Genomic DNA, 19,751 nt, shown 5'->3' with positions numbered 1-19,751 from the left:
CGGAGCCTATCCCCGCGAACCCGGCCGATCCGGTGTGAAGGCCCGCTAGCGCTCCGATTCCAGGCGCGGCAGCTGGCCGCTCGGACCGGAGACGAACGGGGCCATGCTCATGGTGTCGGCGCCCTGCCCGCCGAACCGGCCGGGGCCGATGCTCACGTCCCCCGTGGGGCCGGACGACACCTGCTGCAGGCTCGCCGACAGGTCCGCCTCCACGCCGCCGGGCAGCTTGAGCCGGACGAGCAGCGGCAGCACGAATCCCAGCGCCACCAGGCCGACCAGCACCGGGGTGAGGGTGGCGAGGACCGTCGAGCTGATCCGGTTCGACAGGAAGAACCCGATCCACAGGGCGGCGAGCAGCGACGTCGCGATGGTCATGAGGATCGCGCTGCCCGCGGCCCCGCCGCGGGCGGTCCGCGCGCTCTCCTCGGCGAGCAGCAGCAGCCGGCGCCCCTCCACGTGCCCCGCGTCGCGCCGGACGCATTCCTTGAGGTACCGGACGGCGCGCCGGCGGTAGAACGGGCGGGTCCGCACCTCGGCGCCCGCCGCCGCGGTCTTGTACGTGGCGACCCCCGCGACGAAGTAGGCCTCCGCCTCCCCCGAGGCCCGCTCGATCGCCTCCTGCGCCGTGGTCACCGCCTCCCGGTACAGCTCGGGACGCTGCGTCGCGTCGCCCCGCTCCACCAGGAGCCGGGCCAGCGCCAGCAGCAGCTTCGGACGCGACGGGCCGTTCCCGGCGCGCTCCACCGCGTCCCGCAGCACGCGCTCGGCGGCGAGGAGGTCGCCCGGCGAGCGGGCCAGCCCGATCGCCAGCCCGATCGCGGCCGGGCCGCTCGCGGGGCTGAGCGTCAGCGCCTGCCGGAAGTGCCGGACGGCCTGCCGGGCCCGCGCGTCGGCCTCCGCCTCGTCCGACTCGCACTGCAGGCACAGGTTCCCGTACTCGATGTGCGCCTGCGCGTCGTAGGCGTCCCGCTCCAGGGCCTTACCGAGCATCTCCTCCGCCTCCTCGAACCGCCCCAGGTGGACGTACAGGGAGGCCAGATCGACGTAGCCGCCGTCGTACGGGTCGAGTTCGATCGTCCGCTTCAAATGGTGTTCGGCGGCCGCGTACTCCTCGCGCCGGTAGTAGAGGACGCCCAGGCAGGTGTGGGCCATCAGGTGCCCCGGGCGTCTCTGCAGGAGGTCCAGGCAGAGCCGCTCGGCCTCGTCCCAGCGCGCCCGGTCTGGCCGGCCGGCCAGCGTCCAGGCCAGCCCCACCTGCCAGTCGCCGGGTCCCGCGCCGGCCTCGCACGCGGCGCGGAAGTGCCGCTCCGCCGCCGCGTGGTCGTCGCTGGTGAACGCCGCCCAGCCCAGGCCGGCGCACGCCTCGGCCCGCCGGCCGGGGCTCGTGGCCTCGTCGCGCAGGCTCTCGAACACCCGGCGCGCCTCCGCCGCGCGGCCCTGGTCGCGGTGGATCCAGCCGAGCTCCATGCGCAGCGAGGCGTTGCGCGGGTAGCGCTCGGCGGCGGCCGAGACCGTCCGCTCGGCCTCGGAGAAGCGCCGCAGCGACCGCAGCGTGGACGATCTCGCGATGACGGCGACGTTGAAGAGGGGGAGCAGCTCCAGCGCGCGGTCGAAGTCCTCCAGCGCCTCGGCGTACTCGTTCCGGTCGTCGAGGACCCTGCCCCGCGCGATGACGAGGGCGGCGTTCCGCGGCATGCGCGTCAGGGCCTCGTTCGCGGCCGCCTCCGCCTCGTTCGGCCTCTGCTGGAGCCGCAGGACCCTGATCCGCTTCTCGTGGGCCTCGACGTGGAACGGGTCCACGCCGATGGCCTGCTCGGCCGCGGTGAGCGCCTCGCCGTACCGTCCCAGGTCCTCGTACACGTCCGCCAACTCCACCCAGGTCTGGGCGTAGTTCGGGCGGAACGCGGCCTCGGCCCGGAGCAGGGACATCGCCTCGTCGTGGCGATCCAGCCTGCACAGCGCGGCCGCGCGTCCGTAGCAGGCGGCGCGGGTGGGTTCCGTGGCCGACGCCTGTTCGAACTCGGCCAGGGCGTCGCCGTACTTGCCCCGGTCATAGAGCGACCAGGCCAGGTGCTGGCGGAGCCGCGCCTTCCCCGGGTGGAGCGGCATCGCGTCCTGGATCGTCCGGACGGCCTCGTCCTGCCGGTCGAGGTCGTCGAGAAGGTCGGCGTGCTGCAACAGGACCGTCACGGACCGGGGAGAGGACTCCAGCAGGCACTGCGATTCGCCGAGCGCGTCCTCGTAGCGTCCGAGCCACCTGTGCAGGTTGAGCAGCGCCTGCAGGATGTCGGGGTCCCGGGGGAAGCGGTGCAGGGCGTCCCGCAGCACGCTCTCCGCTTCCGCATGGCGCCCCCGGTCCGAATGGACCTGCGCGAGTTCGAGGTGGTGCCGCACGATGTCCGGCCGCCGTCCCACCGCGTCGAGCGCGAGCGCCTCCGCCTCCTCGAACCGCCTCGCCTGCCGGAGCGAGGAGATGCGCAGGTCGGTGATGATCCCGACGTCGCCCTGCTCCGCCCCGGTCAGCTCGTCGAAGGCCGCGTCATGGCGGTCCTGCGCCGTCAGGACGGCGGCGAGCGCCTGGATCAGCTGCGCGTTGCCGGGCTTCTTCCGCAAGGCGTCGCGCAGGAACGACTCCGCTTCGCGGTACCGGTTGAGCCAGAGCAGCGCATAGCCGACGTCGACCTGGTAGTACGGGTCGACGGGATCCAGCTCGACCGCTTTGCGGAACTCCTGGAGCGCCCGCTCGTCCATGTCCTGGGAGACGTGGAGATAGCCGCACTCGCGGCGCAGGGCGGGGTCGTTGGGGAACCGGGCGACCGCCTGCTCCGCGGCCTCCTCGGCCTCGTCGAACCGCGCCGACCGCCGCAGGCAGTCGACGATCGACACGTGCGCCCAGACCTCGCCGGGATCGAGTTCGAGCGCGCGGCGGAAATCCGCCAGCGCCTCCGGATAGCGTTCCTGGTCCCGGTACAGCCTTCCGCGCTCCAGGAGGTTGCCCGCCGAGGGAACGCTGTCGAGCGCGGCCCGGGACGCCTCCTCCGCCTCCTCGTAGCGGCGCAGGCGCCGCAACTCGGTCACCCGCCAGCTCAGCGCGAAGTCATCGAGGGGATCCGCCTCCAGGGCCTTCTCGAACTGCTCCAGCGCCTCGGCGTAGCGCTCCTGCTCGTCCAGGAGCAGTCCCCATTCGTCGCGGAGCCGGGGCGCGAAGGGCACGAGCGCGACCGCCTCGGCGATGGCGGCCTCCGCGTCCGGGAAGCGGCGCAGGCTCCGCAGGGCGGTGGCGCGGCCGTCCAGGGCCCCCGCATGACGGGGGTGGAGGGCCAGGGCGCGTTCCGCCATGGCGAGGGCCTTCTCGTACTGCCGGAGCAGGAGATAGTGCCAGGCGAGCGCCGCGAGGAGGTTCGCGGACCGGGGATGCGCGCCGATGGCCCGTTCGACGGCCTCCTCGGCCTCCTCGTAGCGGCGGAGCTTGCGGAGGATGTCGATGCGCTGCTCCAGCGCGTCGGGGCAGTTCCCCTGGAGGCGGAGTGCCGCGTCGGCGTCGTCCAGCGCGTCTGTAAGGCGCCCCTCGTCCTCGGCGAGGTAGCTCCGGTGGACGAGGACGTTCGCCGACCGGGGGAGGAGCCGTGCGGCTTCATCGGCGGCCGAGCGCGCGTCGTCGTACCGGCCCGCGCGGCGCAGCACCCTGACGCGCTCGCAGAGCATCACCCTGTCGTCGGGGTGCGCGCCCAGGACCTTCTCATAGCGGTCGAGCGCGGCGTCGAAGCGATGCTGCTTCCGGTAGATGTCGCCGACGCTCTCGCTGATGCCGGGCGACTCGGGGTGACGGGCCAGGGCGATCTCCGCGACGCGCTCCGCCTCGGCGTAGCGGCCCAGCCCGGCCAGGATCTCGATCTTCCATTCCAGGGCGTTCTCGTCGTCCGGGTACCGGTCCAGGACGTGGGCGAGCCGCGCCAGTGCCTCGTCGGGGTACTTCAGCACGTTCAGCAGCCGGGCCAGCGCCACCCCGATCGTCGCGCTGTGCGGGAAGCGCGCCAGGCCGTCCTCGGCGGTCCTGCGCGCCTCGTCGAAGCGGCACAGCGCTTCCAGCGCGGCCACCTGCCAGCCGATCGCCTGCTCCGAGGCGGGGTCGAGCGCCGCCGCCTCGGTGAGCCGGGCCAGCGCGGCGGAGAAGTCGTCCCGGTCGAACTCCAGCCGCCCCCAGGCCAGCTCGACCGCGGCCCTGTCCGCGCCCTCCGCCCCGTCCGCAGCGGCGGCCAGTTCGGCCTCGGCGGCCTCGTACTCGCAGCGCCGGCGGAGCCGGTCGGCGTTCGCCAGATGCACCCGCTCGTCGGCCACTGCCCCACGCACCCGCCCTCGCCTCGCGATCCCCGGCAGTCCGGATGGTAGACAAGATGTGCCGGCTTGTCGGTCCCTACGGCGATCTCGCGTCCGGCGGTGGCCGCGGAGGCGGCCGTCGTGTTCTCTCAGGTTCGCCTCGTAGCCTGAATCGGACACCCATCCACACCGGCAGGAGACACATGAGCCCGCATCCCGCCGCCGCGCCCGTGCCGCCGCCGGGCGCGGGCGAGACCGCGCAGGAACTGGAGCCGAGCGGGGGCCCGCCCGTGTCGCGGGCCGCCGTCGTGAAGCTGCTGGTCCTCGGCGGGGTCCTGCTCGGCGTGGGCGTGGTCGTGGCGATCGCCGGGGGCGCGGTATGGGGCGACGTCAGCGCCTGGGTCGACTCGCTCGGCTGGTGGGGGCCGCTCGTGTTCGCGGTCTGCTACGCCCTGGCGGTCACGGCGCTGGTGCCCGGATCGGTGCTGAACGCGTCCGCCGGGGCGCTGTTCGGCGTCGCCGTCGGCGTGGGGTCGGTCCTGGTCGGCGCCACCGCGGGCGCCGCGATCTCGTTCGCGCTGGCCAGGGCGCTGGGGCGCCCGGCCGTGGCCCGGTACGCCGGGTCCGGGCGGCTCGCCCGGCTCGACGCGTACCTGTCGCGCCGCGCGTTCGAGTCGGTGCTCGTGCTGCGGATGGTCGGGCTGTTCCCGTTCGGGGTGGTGAACTACGGCGCGGGCGTCGCGGGCGTCCGGTTCGCGCCCTACATCGCGGGCACCTTCGCCGGGATCATCCCGGGGACGCTCGTCTACACCGGGCTCGGCAAGGCGCTGCGGGAGCCCGGGTCCCCGATGGTGTGGATCGCGCCGGTCGGGCTGGTCGCGCTCAGCGGGTTCAGCTGGTGGCTGTCGCGGTACGTCCGCTCTCGGGGCGAGCGCGCCGAGGCGGGCGCCGTGCCCGCCCTCGCCGAGATCGACGACTAGCGCTTGACCTTGACACCGGTGTGAGGCCCTAGCGTCGCGGCCGACGAAGGGAGACGACATGCCGGGAGCAGTGGTCATCGGGGCAGGACCGGGGATCGGCGCGGCCGTAGCGCGGCGGTTCGCCCGCGAGGGGATGCCGATCGCCCTCATCGGGCGCAACCCGGGGAAGCTCGCCGAGATCCAGGAGGCGACGGAGCCCGTCCTCAAGCTGGCCGCCGACGCCGCCGACGAGACGGCGCTGCGCGGCGCGCTGGACGCGGCGTCGGCCGAGTTCGGCGTCCCGGACGCCGTGGTCTACAACGCGGCGCTCGTCCGCCCGGACCGGATCGGCGAGCTGTCCGCCCGCGCGCAGCTGGACGCCTGGGCGGTCAACGTCGGCGGGGCGCTGACGGCCGCCGCCCGCGTCGCGCCGGACATGGCGCGGCGCGGGAGCGGCACGTTCATCGTCACCGGCGGCATGCCCGAGCCGAAGCCGGAGTACGTCAGCCTCTCGCTCGGCAAGGCCGGGGTGCGGACGCTGGTGACCCTGCTCGACCAGGAGTACGGGCCGTCCGGCGTCCACGCGGCGAGCGTGACCGTGGACGGCCCCGTCGCCCCGGGGACGTTCTTCGACCCCGACCGCATCGCCGAGCACTACTGGCGCCTGCACGTCCAGCCGCGCGGCGAGTGGCAGCGCGAGATCGTCCACACTCCCGGGTAGGTCACCAGGGGAGGCGGCCTTCGGCGTCGAAGTAGCCGCCGGTCGGGCCGTCCGGCGCGACCTGCGCCATCCGGACGATGATCTCGGCGCCCTCCTCGACGGTCTGCGTGCCGCTGCGGCCGTTCAGGTCCGTCGCGGTGAACCCGGGCTCGACCGCGTTGATCCGCATCTCCGGGAACGCCTTCGCGAACTGCACGGTGACCATGTTGACCGCGGTCTTGGACGCCGGGTACGCGACGCCCGGGTAGGCGTACGCGGGCGAGGCCGGGTCGGCGACCCCCGCCAGCGAGGCGAGCCCGCTGGACACGTTCACGATGACCGGCGCCTCCGAGCGGCGCAGCAGCGGCAGGAACGCGTGCGTGACGCGCACCACGCCGAACACGTTGGTCTCGAAGACCGTCCGCATCTGGTCGGCGGTGACGTCGGCGGCGCCGGGCACGCCGTTGTCGGGCAGCCGGGCCTCGATCCCGGCGTTGTTGACCAGCACGTCGAGGCCGCCGTCGGCCTCGATCGCCTTCGCGGCGGCCTCGACGGACGCGTCGTCGGTGACGTCGAGGACGACCGGCCGCGCGCCCAGCTCGGCGGCGGCGCGGCGGCCGCGCTCGGGGTCGCGGCTGCCGATGTAGACGGTGTGGCCCGCGGCGATGAGCCGCCTTGCGGTTTCGTAGCCCAGGCCCTTGTTCGCTCCTGTGATCAGTGTCGTCGTCATGTCTCCAGCTTGCGGCGGGACGGGGCGGGCAGCCAGTCGTCCCGTCTTCCTGGGAACGGCGGTACCAGGCAGGCCCCCGGCGCGGCCGGGCAGACTGGGGGCATGGCACCCGGGAAGTTCGGCAGGACGCTGCACCGCTGGCGCGACCGGGTCCCGCCGGAGGCGGCGGGGCTGCCCGCGGGCGGGCACCGGCGCACCGCCGGGCTGCGCCGCGAGGAGCTCGCCCAGCTCGCCGGGATCTCCGTCGACTACGTCACCCGGCTGGAGCAGGGCCGCGCGTCCAACCCGTCGCCGCAGGTCGTCGAGGCGCTGGCCCGCGCGCTGCGGCTCTCGGCGGACGAGCGCGAGCACATGTTCCACCTCGCCGGGCTGGTGCCGCCCGGCCCGGACGCGGTGCCCGCGTACATCACGCCGAGCGTCCAGCGGCTGCTGGACCGGCTGTCCGGGACGCCCGTCGCGGTCTACGACGCGGCGTGGACGCTGCTGCTCGCCAACCCGATGTACACGGCGCTGATGGGCGACACGTCCGGCTGGCGGGGGATCGAGCGGAACGGCGTGTGGCGCAACTTCCTCGGGCCGGAGAACCGCGTCCGGTACACGCCGGAGGAGCGGCGCGAGTTCCTGGCGGCGCTGGCCGGGGACCTGCGCGACGCCGCCGGCCGCTACCACGCCGACCTGGGGCTCCAGCGGCTGATCGCGGAGCTGCACGCCGAGAGCCCGCTGTTCGCCGAGCTGTGGGACACCGGGACGGTCGGCCGGCACGAGGCGTCCCGCAAGACCATCGACCACCCGCGGGTGGGCGCGATCACGCTGGACTGCGACGTGCTGACGGTGCGCGGCCCCGACCTGCGCATCATGATCTACACGGCGGAGCCCGGCACCGAGGACGCGGACCGGCTGGCGCTCCTCGCGGTCCTCGGCACGCAGTCCCTCACGGGCTAGCCGGCGTCCGCCACGGGCCGGCCGGAGTCCCGCGCGCCCGCGCTCGCGGCCGGTTCGGCGGGGACGGTGGCCTCGCCGCCCATCTCGCCGCCCGCCTCGCCGGGCTTCGCGTCCACGACGTCCGTGACGCCGACGACGTCGGCGATGTCCGCGACGTCCGCGGGGTCGGGCACGTCCGCGGAGGCGGGTGCGGTGTCGGGGACGGGCGCGGGGCGGTTGCGCTTGATCAGCTGGCCGGCCGCGTAGGTCGTCCCGTTGCCCGCCCAGACCAGGCCGGTCCCGAAGAGGGCCGCCATGGACACCGCCACGCCCGCGATCACGTCCAGCACGTAGTGGTTGGCGGTCACCACGACGACGATCGCGGTGACGATCGGGTGCAGCACGGCGATCCAGCGCACGCGGTGGCGCGGCAGCAGCGCCATGATGACCACCGCGACCCACACCGCCCATCCCATGTGCAGGGACGGCATGGCGGCGAACTGGTCGGCCTCGACGCCGCCGGGGCTGTGGACGGTCCCGAAGCCGGCCATCGCCACCGAGTCGACGAACCCCTCGTCCGGCAGCAGCCGGGGCGGCATCACCGGCAGGACGAAGAACACGACCAGCCCGGCGAGGTTGGTCAGGACGAGGGCGTTGCGCGCGGGCCGGTAGACGCCGGGCCCGGCGAGGTAGCACAGCAGCAGGATGCCCATCGTGAAGCCGGTGTGCATGTGCTGGTAGATCCAGACGGCGACCTCGGACAGATCGTGATGCCGCGTCAACCAGTGGTTGGTGCGGAGTTCGAGATCGAGTCCGAGGTGCTTCTCTATGCTCAGGACGTCCCGGCCATGGGAGAGCGCCGGGCCGTAGCGCGTGTCGGCCAGCGACCGGATGTAGCCGTAGACCTGGAGCAGCACGAAGACGATCGCCAGCTCGCCGATCAGCCATGGCCGCTTGCGGCGCGGCCGGCGGACGTCGGTGTCGTGGCCGGTGCGGCGCCCCTCGGGGCGCAGGAGTAGCGCGCGGACGGCTCAGCCCTCTTTTCCCCACGACGGCCCGGCGGGACCCTGCGCGAGCCGCTCAACGGCCGACCGTACATCCCTCACGCCCCCTGTGGCACACCGGGGGCCGATCTTGTGCTCGGTCACGGCCTTCCCCCGGCCGGTCGGCTGACGGCCTGGGACGCGTCGGCGGGCGCCCACGCCCAGGTCAAACAGGGTAAAGCACGTTCAACGGACACGGGTACGGCCGGTGTCGGCCGCCGGTCGCACCCGGCGGCGGATCAAAACCGTATAACGATCGGTTTTCTCGCCCGGAAGCATTGACGTGCAGAAACCGATCAGATTACGGTTTTCGCCAATCGACGGACCGCCGTCCCCGCTGCGGCGCCGTCCCGGACGTCCGCCGGCGACGCTGGTCCCGGCCCTCCAGACGGAGAGATCATGACGAGGTACTCCACCCGGATCGCGGCCTCGGCGGCCTGCGCCGCGGCCGCGCTGGTGCTGACGGCCTGCGGAGGCGGCGGCTCGGCGAGCGGCGGCGCCGCCGAGCTCGACGTCGCGACGCTGACCAACGCGCAGAGTCTGGACCCGGCCGACGCCATCGGCAGCGCGCTGCCCTTCTTCCAGGCGACCTACGACACGCTGATCAAGCGGGACGCCGACGGCTCGTACAAGCCGATGCTCGCCACGCAGTGGTCCTACGACAAGGACCGCACCCACCTGTCGCTCACCCTGCGCACCGGCGTGAAGTTCACCGACGGGACGGCCTTCGACGCCGCCGCCGTCAAGGCGAACCTGGACCACTTCAAGAACGGCGGCGGGGGCGGCGCCAAGTACGCGAAGTCCGTCAAGGACGTCAAGGTCCTCGACCCGGCGCACGCCGTGCTGGAGCTGTCCGAGCCCGACCCGGGCCTGCTGTTCTACCTCAGCGACGCCGCCGGGCTCATGGCCAGCCCCGCCAAGCTCAAGGACGGGAGCCTGAAGACCGCCCCGGTCGGCACCGGCCCCTACGTCCTGGACAAGTCCAAGACCGCGGTCGGGACCAAGTACGTCTACCAGCGCCGCGACGACTACTGGGGCGACAAGGCGAAGTTCACGACGCTGACGATCAGCGTCTTCGACAACGAGACCGCGGTCGTCAACGGGCTGAAGACCGGGCAGATCGACACCGCGGTCCTCCAGGACGCGGGGCAGCAGCAGGCCGTGGCGTCCGACGGCCGGCTGACCAGGACCCCGTTCGCCTTCGACTTCCAGGGCCTGCTGCTGTTCGACCGGAACGGCGTCCGCACCCCGGCGCTGAAGAAGCCCGAGGTGCGCCAGGCGATCAACTACGCCCTCGACCGCAAGACGATGCTGGACAAGATCCGGCAGGGCCGCGGCGAGGTCACCGACCAGGTGTTCGGGCCCCGGACCAAGGGCTACGACCCGAGCCTCGACGCCTACTACCCGCACGACCCCGCCAAGGCCAAGCAGCTCCTCGCCCAGGCCGGGTACGGGAGCGGGTTCACGCTGAAGCTGCCGCGCGTGCCGTCGATGGGCGACGCGCTGGCCTCCTCGATCCAGACCGACCTCGGCGCGGTCGGCATCAAGGTCGCCTGGGACCAGATGGACGCCGCGGGCGCCGTGCAGAAGGTGTACCGCGACCGCGCCTACTCGGCGATGGTGATGAACATCGGGCAGCCGGACGTCGACTGGCTGACCGACCAGGACCTCGTGACGCCCGGGGCGTTCAACATGTTCGGCACCACCGACCCGGCCGTGCAGCGGCTGCTCGGGCAGGTGCAGGCCGGCGACGACGCCGCGGCCGCCGCCGCGTCCAAGGAGCTGAACAAGCACCTGGTCGAGCAGGCGTGGTTCGCGCCCTTCTACCGGATGAAGTACCTGCTGGTCGCCGGGGACGGCGTCAAGGCGGTGCCGCAGTCGGGCATGGGCGTCCCGTCGATCTACGACTACGCGCCCGCGTCCTGACGCGGCGGAAGCGCGAGCCGACACCGCCATGGCGAGACGGGGGCCGTACGAGAAGGGCCAGGCCAAGCGCAAGGAGATCCTCCTGGCCGCGCTGGAGGTCTTCGCGGCGGAGGGGTACCGGGGGACCTCCCTGCGCAAGGTCGCGGACCGGTGCGGCCTCAGCCTGCCCGGCCTGATGCACTACTTCGAGTCCAAGGAGGACCTCTTGGCGCAGGTGCTCCGGATGCGCGACGAGACGGCCCGCCTCCGGCATCCGGACCACACCCCGGAGACCTACCGGCGGATCGTCCGGGAGGGGACGTCCACGCCCGGGCTCGTGGAGCTGTTCGTGTCGATGGCGGCGGCGGCCGGCGACCCGCGGCATCCCGCGCACGGCCACTTCGCGGAGCGGTACCCGCTGATCCGCGGCCAGGTCGCCGCGTTCCTGCGCGGCCGCATGGACGAGGGGCGGATGCGCTCGGACGTCCCGCCCGACCGGCTCGCGGCGCTGTTCGTCGCGGTCGCCGACGGCGTCCAGATGCAGTGGCTCGTGGACCGCTCGATGGACATGGAGCAGCCGATCGCCGACGTGATGCGGCTCCTCACGCCCCCGGACGCGGTCGCGGTCCCGGCCGCCGACGCGGTCCCGGCCGCAGACGCGGCGGGGGCGGCCCACGCCGGGGACGGGGCCGGGGACGGAGAAGGAGGAGGGCGATGCTGAGGTTCGTCGTGCGGAGGCTGGCCGGGGGAGCGGTGCTCCTGTTCGTCATCTCCCTGCTGTCGTACCTGCTGCTGTCGATCCCGGACAACGACGTCGGGCGGCAGCTGCTCGGGCAGAGCGCGGACCAGGCGGCGGTCGACGCGAAGAACGCCGCGCTCGGCCTCGACCGGCCCGTGCTCGTCCAGTACGCCGACTGGCTGTCGCACGCCGTCCGCGGCGACCTTGGCGCGTCCTGGTTCACCAGTGAGGACGTCACGCAGGCGATCGCCAACCGGCTGCCGGTGACCGTCAGCCTGATGGTGGGCGTCACGCTGGTCACCGCCGTCGTGTCGTTCCTGCTCGGCGTGTGGGCCGGGGTGCGGCGCGGCGCCGTCGACCGGTTCGTGCAGGTGCTCGGCGTCGCCGGGTACGCGCTGCCGGGCTTCCTGGTGACGCTCGTCCTCGTGCTGGTGTTCGCGGTGAAGCTGGACTGGTTCCCCGCGATCGGCTACACCCCGTTCGCCGAGTCGCCCGGCGGCTGGCTGTCCACGATCACGCTGCCGGTGGCGTCGCTGTCGATCGCGTCCGTCGCGGGCGTCTCGCAGCAGGTGCGCGGCGCCGTCATCGACGTCCTGCGCCAGGACTACGTCCGGACGCTGCGCGCCCGCGGCCTGTCCGCGCCGCGGATCGTGTTCAAGCACGTGCTGCGCAACGCGTCCGCGCCGGCGCTGGTGCTGCTCGGCATGCAGTTCGTCGGGCTGCTCGGCGGCGCGGTGCTGGTGGAGCAGATCTTCGGGCTGCCCGGCATCGGCAGCATGACCGTCACCTACACCTCGCGCGGCGACATCCCGGTGGTCATGGCGCTCGTCATGCTCACCGTCGTCGGCGTCGTCCTGATCAACCTGGTCACCGACGTGCTGATCGGCTGGCTGAACCCGAAGGCGAGGCGGTCATGACCGAGGGAGTGACCGAGGGCGTGACCAAGGGCGTGACCGAGGGCGTCCGCCGCCGGGGCGCGTTCGGCCGGCTGGTCCGCAACCCGCTCGGTGCCGCGTCGCTGCTGCTGCTGGCGCTGCTCGTGGTGGCCGCGGTGCTGGCGCCGCTGCTCGCGCCGCAGGGCCCGCAGGCCGCGTCGCTCGCCCACGCCTTCGACGGGCCGAGCGGCGGGCACCCGCTCGGGATGGACTCGGCGGGCCGCGACATCCTGTCCCGCCTGCTGTACGGCGGTCGCGCCACGCTCGGCGGCGCGGTCGTCAGCGTGGTGATCGCGCTGGTCCTCGGCGTCCCCGCGGGCCTGTACGCGGGGTACCGCGGGGGCGGGTTCGACGCCGCCGCGAGCTGGACGGCCAACCTGGTGATGGCGCTGCCCGCGATGGTGGTGCTGCTCGCGTCCCGCGCCGTCCTCGGCTCGAACGTGTGGGTCCTGATGGTCGTCCTCGGGTTCCTCGTCGCGCCGTCGTTCTTCCGGCTGGTGCGCGGCATCGTCGCCGACGTGCGCGGCGAGCCGTACGTGGACGCGGCGCGCGTGTCCGGGCTGTCCGACCTGCGGATCGTCGCCCGGCACGTGCTGATGGTGGTGCGCGGGCCCGTCATCATCCAGATCGCGCTGGTCGCGGGGCTGGCCATCGGCCTGCAGGCGGGCCTGGAGTTCCTCGGCGTCGGCAGCGGCTCCGCCGCGACCTGGGGCGCGATGCTGAACGAGGCGTTCCAGAACATCCAGCGCGCCCCGATGCTGCTGCTGTGGCCGGGCCTCGCGCTCGGCGTGACGACCGGCGCGCTCGTCCTGCTCGCCACCGCGCTGCGGGACGCGTTGGAGGACCGCACCGGCACGCCGCCCGCCCGGCGCCGCCGCCGTGCCGCCGCCCCGGCTCCGGCCGAGGTCCCGGCGGGGGAGGTCTCCGAGGACGACCGCGCCGAGCTGCTGTCGATCCGCGGGCTGGCCGTCGCCTACGCGCGTCCCGACGGCTCCGAGGCCGAGGTCGTCCACGGCATCGACCTCGACGTCCGGCCCGGCGAGATCGTCGGGCTGGTCGGCGAGTCCGGGTCGGGGAAGACGCAGACCGCGTTCTCGGTGCTCGGGATCCTGCCGGACGGCGGGCGCGTCACCCGCGGCAGCGTGATCGTCGCGGGCCAGGAGGTCGCCGGGCTGTCCGAGCGGCGGCACCGCAGGCTGCGCGGGACGACCGTCGCGTACGTCCCGCAGGAGCCGATGAGCAACCTCGACCCGGCGTTCACCATCGGCAGCCAGCTCACCGAGCCGATGCGGCACGTCATGGGCCTGTCCCGCAAGCAGGCCGCCGAGCGTGCCCTCGACCTGCTCCGCATGGTGGAGATCCCGGAGCCCGAGCGGGTGCTGCGCCGCTTCCCGCACCAGATCTCCGGCGGGATGGCGCAGCGGGTGCTCATCGCCGGGGCGATGTCCTGCGACCCTGCGCTGCTCGTCGCCGACGAGCCCACCACCGCGCTGGACGTTCGCGTCCAGGCCGACGTCCTGGACCTGCTGCGCCGCCTCCAGGCCGAGCGCGGCCTCGGCGTCCTGCTCGTCACCCATGACCTCGGCGTCGTCGCCGACCTCTGCGACCGCGTCGCGGTGATGAACGGCGGGCGGATCGTCGAGACGGGCCCCACCGACCGGGTCCTGCGGGACCCGCGCGACCCCTACACCCGCAGGCTGCTGGACGCCGTGCTGGACGACGCGCCCCCGCGCCCGCCCTGGCGGCCCGTCGAAGCGAGGAGCGAGACCGCGTGAGCACCGCATCACCGCAGGCCGCGGCACCGGAGGACGGGGCGCTGCTGTCGCTGCGCGACGTCCGCGTGTCCTTCCCGGGCGGGCGGCGGCGCGCCCGCACCGAGGTGCTGAAGGGCGTCGACCTGGACGTCCGGCCCGCCGAGACGCTCGGCCTCGTCGGCGAGTCCGGCTCGGGGAAGACGACGATCGGCCGGGCGATCCTCGGCCTCGTCCCGGTCGCGTCCGGCACGGTCGTCTTCGCCGGGGAGCGCATCGACACCGCGACCGCCGCCCGCCGCCGCGCGCTCAGCCGCGACCTCCAGGTGATCTTCCAGGACCCGTACACGTCGCTGAACCCGTCGCTGACGATCGGCGACACCCTCGCCGAGCCGCTCATCGCGCAGGGCGGCGACGCGCGCGGCACCCGGGCCCGCATCGCCGCGCTGCTCGACCGCGTCCACCTGCCCGCCGACGCCGGGCACCGGCTCCCGCGCGAGTTCTCCGGCGGGCAGCGGCAGCGGATCGCCATCGCCCGCGCGCTCGCGCTGCGGCCGCGGCTGATCGTCTGCGACGAGCCCGTGTCCGCGCTCGACCTCACGACCCGGCGCACCATCCTCGACCTGCTGCTGGAGATCCAGGAGGAGACCGCCGTCGCCTACCTGTTCGTGTCGCACGACCTGTCGGTGGTGCGCTCCATGAGCCACCGCGTCGCGGTGATCCACCGCGGCCGGATCGTCGAGACGGGCGAGTCCGCACAGGTCACCGCGGCCCCCGAGCACCCGTACACCCGCACGCTCCTGCTGTCGGCCCCGGTCGCCGACGTGGCGGAGCAGCGCCGCCGCCGCGCGGCGCGGGCCGCCGCGTCCGGGGATTTTTAGAACGTGTTCTTGTCTTGTGCGGGCGGACCGGTCAGGCTGTCTCGCATGGACCTGGAAGCCCTGGAAGAGATCCGCCGGCTCAAGCACCGCTACCTGCGCTGCGTCGACCTCAAGCAGTGGGACGAGTTCGCCGGGCTGTTCCTCCCCGGCGCCGTCGCCGAGTACGACACCCCCGTGCTCCGCAAGACCCTCCGCCTGGAGGGACGGGACGCGATCGTCGAGTACATGCGCGGCAACCTGGGCGACGACAAGATCAGCGCGCACACGGCGGGCGCCCCGGAGATCGACATCGACGGCGACCGGGCGACCGGCGTCTGGTCCCTCGACGACACGATCATCATTCCGGAGCACCGGCTGCTCATCCGGGGCGCCGCGTTCTACCACGACGTCTACCGGCGCGGCGAGGACGGCCGCTGGCTGGTGGAGCGGACCGGGCACAGGCGTACGTACGAGTACATGGTGTCGCTCGACGACGTCCCGAGCCTGAAGTTCACCACGCCGGTGCCCGGCTCCCGGTGATCGGGACCCGTCCGTTGACCCGCACATAGAACGCGTTCTACCGTCCGGTCCGATGCGCGCGAGCAGCGCCCCGCGCACGCGCCGATCCCGCGTCCCCAGGAGAGCCCGGTGGCCACCGACGCAACAGACCGTTCCGACGCCGCGACGCGCCCGTTCGCCGACGCGATCGTCGAGGCCGAGCAGATCATCCGCAACGCGCCGTTCGTCAAGACGGACCAGGACCTCGCCGAGGGGCTGGACTACCTCGCCGGCAGCATCAAGGCGTCGCTGCACATGGTCGGCGCCTACCAGCACGACCACCCGTACTTCGCCTCGTCCACCGGCCCCTACACCAAGCTGGGCCTGGACAACCCGGACACGCTGTACTTCCACGCCTACCTCAGGGACGACGCCGAGTACGTCGTCACCGGCCGCCGCGGCACCACCGCCGACCTCAGCTTCCAGATCATGAACGGCGACTACTCGCCGACGCAGTCGCCCGACAGCCTCACCGCGTTCGACGACCGCAAGCTGACGATCGGTGAGGACGGCAGCTTCCGGCTGCGGTTCGGCCCGCCGAAGGACGGCGAGGGGGGTGACTACGTCGCGCTCGCCCCCGGTTCGGCGATGCTGATCGTCCGCGAGGTGTTCTCCGACTGGGACAACGACCGGCCCGGCGAGATCCGCATCCACCGCGCCGACACCCTCGGGACGTCCCCGGAGCCCGTCCCGTCGTCCAAGATGGCGCGGCGGTACGCGGTGGCCGGGAAGATGCTGGTGTCCCGCATCAAGACCTTCCTCGCGTTCCCGGAGTGGCACTACCTGAAGCTCCCGGTCAACACGCTGACCGAGCCGCGCGCGACGCCGGGCGGCCTCGCGACGCAGTTCTCGTCCGTCGGGCACTACGACCTGGCCGACGACGAGGTCATGGTCATCACCGCGCCCGCCGCCGACCCGTCGGTGGCGCCGTACATGGGCTTCCAGCTCGGCAGCATGTGGTACATCTCGCTCGACTACATCAACCACCAGACGAGCCTCACCCGCGACCAGGCCCGCGTGGACCCGGACGGCAAGATCCGGTACGTGGTCAGCGAGCGCGACCCCGGCCTCGCCAACTGGATCGAGCGGACCGGCCACAGCCGCGGCTACCTGCAGTTCCGCTGGCAGCGGCTCACCCGCGACCTCACCCCCGCGGACGGCCCGACCGCCGAGATCGTCAAGTTCGACGAGCTGCCGCGCGTCCTGCCGCACTACGAGGCCCAGCGCGTCACCCCCGGGGAGTGGAAGGAACGGATCGCGGCCCGCCAGGTCGCCGTGGCGCGGAGGATGCTCGGCTGATGGGTTCCGGACTGCTCAAGGACAAGGTCGTCGTCGTGTCGGGCGTCGGCCCCGGGCTCGGCCGCGGCCTCGCGCTCCAGTGCGCCAAGGCCGGCGCCGACGTCGTCCTCGCCGCGCGCAACGAGACCCGGCTCGCCGAGGTCGCCAAGGAGGTCGAGGACCTCGGCCGCCGCGCCGTCACCGTCCCGACCGACATCAACGACGCCGCGGCCTGCGAACGGCTCGCCGAGACCGCCGTCTCCTCGTTCGGACGGGTCGACGGCCTCGTCAACAACGCGTTCGCGACGCCGCCGCTGCGGGACCTGATGAAGGTCGACATCGACGCCGTGCGGGCCGGGTTCGAGACGAACGTGCTCGCCGCGCTGCGCCTGACGAAGCTGCTCGTCCCCGCCCTGGAGGAGCACGGCGGCTCCGTCGTGATGATCAACTCGGCGGTGCTGCGGCACTCGCGGCGCACCTTCGGCGCCTACAAGATGGCGAAGGCCGCGCTGCTGGCGATGACGCAGAACCTGTCCACCGAGCTCGGGCCGCGCGGCATCCGCGTCAACACCATCGCGCCCGGCTACATCTGGGCCGACAACCTCCAGTGGTACTTCAACCACCTCGCCGAGAAGCGCGGCGTCCCGACGCAGCAGGTGTACGACGAGAACGCCGCCACCACCGACCTGCGCAGACTCCCGGAACCGGACGAGGTCGCCGACGCCGTCGTGTTCATGCTGTCGCCGCTGGCACGCGCGGTCACCGGGCAATGCCTGGACGTCAACTCCGGCGAGTGGCACCACTAGGAAGGCGCCCTGTTGAGGAAGGCACAGCGATGAGCGCAGGCCGCGACAGCGTGGGGACCGTCGAGGACCTCCACGCGTCCGCGAGCAAGGTCACCGGCATGACGGAGTTCGGTGACGACGACTACCTCGGCGGGCTGGAGGTCCTGCTCGACTCGCTGGCGAAGGACGCCGGCCTCACCCCGGCCGGGAACAAGGCGCAGCGCGCGATGCTGCGCGGCGCCCTCGCCGCCCGGCAGTTCTCCGAGGCCGCCTGGAAGAAGCATCCCGGGTACGCGGACGTGCCGATCGAGCGGCCCATCTTCGTCACCGGGCTGCCCCGCACCGGCACCACGGCGCTGCACCGGCTCCTCACCGCCGACCCCGCCCACCAGGGCCTCGACCTGTGGCTCGCGGAGATCCCGCAGCCGCGCCCGCCCCGCGAGACCTGGGCGGACGACCCGCTCTACCAGGCGATCGACGCCGCGTACCGCAAGCACCACGTCGAGAACCCCGAGTTCATGGGCGTCCACTACATCTCGGCGGACTCCGTCGAGGAGTGCTGGCAGCTCCTCCGGCAGAACATGCTGTCGATCTCGTTCGAGTGCCTGGCGCACCTGCCGACGTACTCGTCCTGGCTCGCCGCGCAGGACTGGACGCCCGCCTACGCCCGGCACCGCCGCAACCTCCAGCTCATCGGCATGAACGACGCCGGCCGCCGCTGGGTGCTGAAGAACCCGAGCCACCTGTTCGCGCTCGACGCGCTGCTGGAGGTCTACCCGGACGCGCTGATCGTCCAGACGCACCGGACGCCGCGCACCGCCATGGCGTCCATGTGCAGCCTCGCCGCGCACGCCACCGCCGGCTGGTCGGACGTCTTCACCGGCGCGACGATCGGCCGTGACCAGCTCGACCTGTGGAGCCGCGGCCTGGAGGCGTTCCGCGCCGAGCGGGCCAAGCACGACCAGGCGCGGTTCGCGGACGTGCACTACGACGACTTCGTCCGCGACCCGATCGGCACGGTCGAGGGCGTCTACGCGCACTTCGGGCTGCCGTTCACCGACGAGGCCCGGACGGCGATGGCGCGCCTGCACGGCGAGAGCACCACGAGCGCCGCGAAGCCCGCGCACCGCTACTCGCTGGAGGACTTCGGCCTCACCGCCGAAGAGGTGGACGAGCGGTTCGCCGACTACACCAGCGGCCTGCGGGCCTGAGACACCGGACGCGAGGGCGGGGCCGCGGCGGCCCCGCCCTCGTTCCGTGCCCGGGAACCTTCCCTCAATTACTACAGTTGTAGAAGAAGGTGCGGACCGTCCGCACGGCGATGGGAAGGGAAGCGATGGCTCTCTGGAACAGGCTCCGCGAGTCGACCCAGACGATGCAGACGCAGCTGCTCAACAAGAAGAACGAACTGACCAGCGGAGCGTTCCGCGACGCGAGCATGGCGATGTGCGCGCTGGTCGCGGCGGCCGACGGCAGCGTGGACCCGGCCGAGCGGCAGCGCACCGCGTCGCTCATCATGGGCAACGAGGTGCTGCAGAACTTCCCCGCCGACGACCTGCAGCGCCGCTTCAACGACTACGTGGCCAAGCTCACCGCCGACTTCGACTTCGGCAAGGTCGCGGTCCTCCAGGACATCGGCAAGGTGAAGAAGAAGCCTGCCGAGGCCCGCGCCGTCATCCAGATCGGCATCGTCATCGGGGGCGCCGACGGCGACTTCGACGACGCGGAGAAGGCCGTCGTCCGCGAGGCGTGCTTCGCCGTCGGCCTGCCGCCCGCCGAGTTCGAGCTGTAGCCACCGGCCCCGGTCGGCGGGTCACCGGGCGGCGGGCTCCCACCAGGTGAGGTTGGCCGCGGCGTGGGCGGTCGGCTCGATGATCTCCCACGCCTCGGCGATCAGCCCGCCGTCGACCCGCCAGATGTCGACGACCGCGATCTCCGGCCCGCCGTCCGGGAGCCGGCGCCGCGTGTGCAGCACCACGTGGTCCCCGTCGGCCAGCAGGTGCCGGATCTCGACCTGCATATCGGCGAGCGGGGTGAGCGCCGCCTGCACGTTGGCGAGCCATTCGGCCTTGGTCGAGGAGGTCGCGTCCGGCCTGTGGTGGACGAAGTCGTCGCTGAGCAGCGGCGCGAGCCCGGCGGTGCTGCCGGTCGCGATCAGTTCGGACAGTGCCTGCCGAACGGTGTCCTTGTTCGTCATGGATCGCAGTGTTTCCGCGGCGGCCGCGGATTGTCGATGAAATCCCATTTCATGGCGTCCGGCGCCACGATGA

The 19,751-nt window shown here is 73.0% G+C and carries 17 protein-coding genes; 13 read left to right on the top strand and 4 right to left on the bottom strand.

Annotated elements, in window-relative coordinates; genetic code table 11:
- Window positions 1-45 precede the first annotated feature (45 nt).
- Window positions 46-4,350, bottom strand: a complete 4,305-nt coding sequence (locus tag ABZ914_RS01810) for a tetratricopeptide repeat protein (protein WP_500190974.1) — start codon at window positions 4,348-4,350, stop codon at window positions 46-48.
- Window positions 4,351-4,520: 170 nt separating this feature from the next.
- On the opposite strand from ABZ914_RS01810, the gene ABZ914_RS01805 reads away from it, so the two are divergent.
- Together ABZ914_RS01805 and ABZ914_RS01800 are read left to right on the top strand one after the other, a co-directional pair.
- Complete coding sequence (locus ABZ914_RS01805) at window positions 4,521-5,297, top strand: TVP38/TMEM64 family protein (protein WP_500190973.1); 777 nt, start codon at window positions 4,521-4,523, stop codon at window positions 5,295-5,297.
- Between the two features lie 58 nt (window positions 5,298-5,355).
- The gene (locus ABZ914_RS01800) at window positions 5,356-5,997 is read left to right on the top strand and encodes an SDR family NAD(P)-dependent oxidoreductase (RefSeq protein ID WP_500190971.1); all 642 of its coding nucleotides are present in this window, start codon (window positions 5,356-5,358) and stop codon (window positions 5,995-5,997) included.
- 1 nt (window position 5,998) lies between these two features.
- Here ABZ914_RS01800 and ABZ914_RS01795 read toward each other — a convergent pair whose 3' ends face one another.
- Window positions 5,999-6,706, bottom strand: a complete 708-nt coding sequence (locus ABZ914_RS01795) for an SDR family NAD(P)-dependent oxidoreductase (RefSeq protein ID WP_500190970.1) — start codon at window positions 6,704-6,706, stop codon at window positions 5,999-6,001.
- Between the two features lie 102 nt (window positions 6,707-6,808).
- Here ABZ914_RS01795 and ABZ914_RS01790 point away from each other — a divergent pair, with 102 nt between their 5' ends.
- Complete coding sequence (locus tag ABZ914_RS01790; RefSeq protein WP_500190968.1) at window positions 6,809-7,648, top strand: helix-turn-helix transcriptional regulator; 840 nt, start codon at window positions 6,809-6,811, stop codon at window positions 7,646-7,648.
- Here the strand turns inward: ABZ914_RS01790 and ABZ914_RS01785 are convergent.
- Window positions 7,645-8,544: a phosphatase PAP2 family protein gene (locus ABZ914_RS01785; protein WP_500190966.1), complete on the bottom strand. Its 900-nt coding sequence runs from the start codon at window positions 8,542-8,544 to the stop codon at window positions 7,645-7,647. The genes ABZ914_RS01790 and ABZ914_RS01785 overlap by 4 nt on opposite strands.
- 525 nt (window positions 8,545-9,069) lie before the next feature.
- On the opposite strand from ABZ914_RS01785, the gene ABZ914_RS01780 reads away from it, so the two are divergent.
- The 10 genes from ABZ914_RS01780 to ABZ914_RS01735 all read left to right on the top strand — a co-directional run bounded on the left by ABZ914_RS01780 (window position 9,070) and on the right by ABZ914_RS01735 (window position 19,273).
- Window positions 9,070-10,596, top strand: a complete 1,527-nt coding sequence (locus tag ABZ914_RS01780) for an ABC transporter substrate-binding protein (protein ID WP_500190964.1) — start codon at window positions 9,070-9,072, stop codon at window positions 10,594-10,596.
- A 28-nt stretch (window positions 10,597-10,624) separates the two neighbouring features.
- Window positions 10,625-11,296: a TetR/AcrR family transcriptional regulator gene (locus tag ABZ914_RS01775; protein ID WP_500190963.1), complete on the top strand. Its 672-nt coding sequence runs from the start codon at window positions 10,625-10,627 to the stop codon at window positions 11,294-11,296.
- Window positions 11,290-12,231: an ABC transporter permease gene (locus tag ABZ914_RS01770; RefSeq protein WP_500190962.1), complete on the top strand. Its 942-nt coding sequence runs from the start codon at window positions 11,290-11,292 to the stop codon at window positions 12,229-12,231. Before ABZ914_RS01775 ends, ABZ914_RS01770 begins: the two co-directional genes overlap by 7 nt.
- Window positions 12,228-14,024, top strand: a complete 1,797-nt coding sequence (locus ABZ914_RS01765) for a dipeptide/oligopeptide/nickel ABC transporter permease/ATP-binding protein (RefSeq protein ID WP_500190960.1) — start codon at window positions 12,228-12,230, stop codon at window positions 14,022-14,024. Before ABZ914_RS01770 ends, ABZ914_RS01765 begins: the two co-directional genes overlap by 4 nt.
- The gene (locus tag ABZ914_RS01760) at window positions 14,021-14,881 is read left to right on the top strand and encodes an ATP-binding cassette domain-containing protein (protein ID WP_500190959.1); all 861 of its coding nucleotides are present in this window, start codon (window positions 14,021-14,023) and stop codon (window positions 14,879-14,881) included. Before ABZ914_RS01765 ends, ABZ914_RS01760 begins: the two co-directional genes overlap by 4 nt.
- A gap of 45 nt (window positions 14,882-14,926) precedes the next feature.
- Window positions 14,927-15,400 carry a nuclear transport factor 2 family protein gene (locus tag ABZ914_RS01755; RefSeq protein WP_500190957.1) on the top strand — a complete coding sequence of 158 codons (474 nt, stop codon included), beginning with the start codon at window positions 14,927-14,929 and terminating at the stop codon, window positions 15,398-15,400.
- A 108-nt stretch (window positions 15,401-15,508) separates the two neighbouring features.
- On the top strand, window positions 15,509-16,717 hold the full coding sequence (locus ABZ914_RS01750; protein ID WP_500190956.1) for a hypothetical protein: 1,209 nt from the start codon (window positions 15,509-15,511) through the stop codon (window positions 16,715-16,717).
- Window positions 16,717-17,502, top strand: a complete 786-nt coding sequence (locus ABZ914_RS01745) for an SDR family oxidoreductase (protein ID WP_500190955.1) — start codon at window positions 16,717-16,719, stop codon at window positions 17,500-17,502. Before ABZ914_RS01750 ends, ABZ914_RS01745 begins: the two co-directional genes overlap by 1 nt.
- A 29-nt stretch (window positions 17,503-17,531) precedes the next feature.
- A complete protein-coding gene (locus tag ABZ914_RS01740; protein ID WP_500190953.1) occupies window positions 17,532-18,692 on the top strand; it encodes a sulfotransferase family protein in 1,161 nt (386 codons plus the stop codon).
- A gap of 125 nt (window positions 18,693-18,817) precedes the next feature.
- Window positions 18,818-19,273: a tellurite resistance TerB family protein gene (locus tag ABZ914_RS01735; protein WP_433142912.1), complete on the top strand. Its 456-nt coding sequence runs from the start codon at window positions 18,818-18,820 to the stop codon at window positions 19,271-19,273.
- A gap of 21 nt (window positions 19,274-19,294) precedes the next feature.
- On the opposite strand, the gene ABZ914_RS01730 is transcribed toward ABZ914_RS01735, so the two are convergent.
- On the bottom strand, window positions 19,295-19,678 hold the full coding sequence (locus tag ABZ914_RS01730) for a nuclear transport factor 2 family protein (protein WP_500190951.1): 384 nt from the start codon (window positions 19,676-19,678) through the stop codon (window positions 19,295-19,297).
- Window positions 19,679-19,751 lie beyond the last annotated feature (73 nt).

The sequence above is a fragment of the Spirillospora sp. NPDC046719 genome, assembly GCF_040645715.1.
Taxonomy (GTDB): Bacteria; Actinomycetota; Actinomycetes; order Streptosporangiales; family Streptosporangiaceae; genus Spirillospora.
This window is presented reverse-complemented; position numbering and strand designations above follow the sequence as displayed.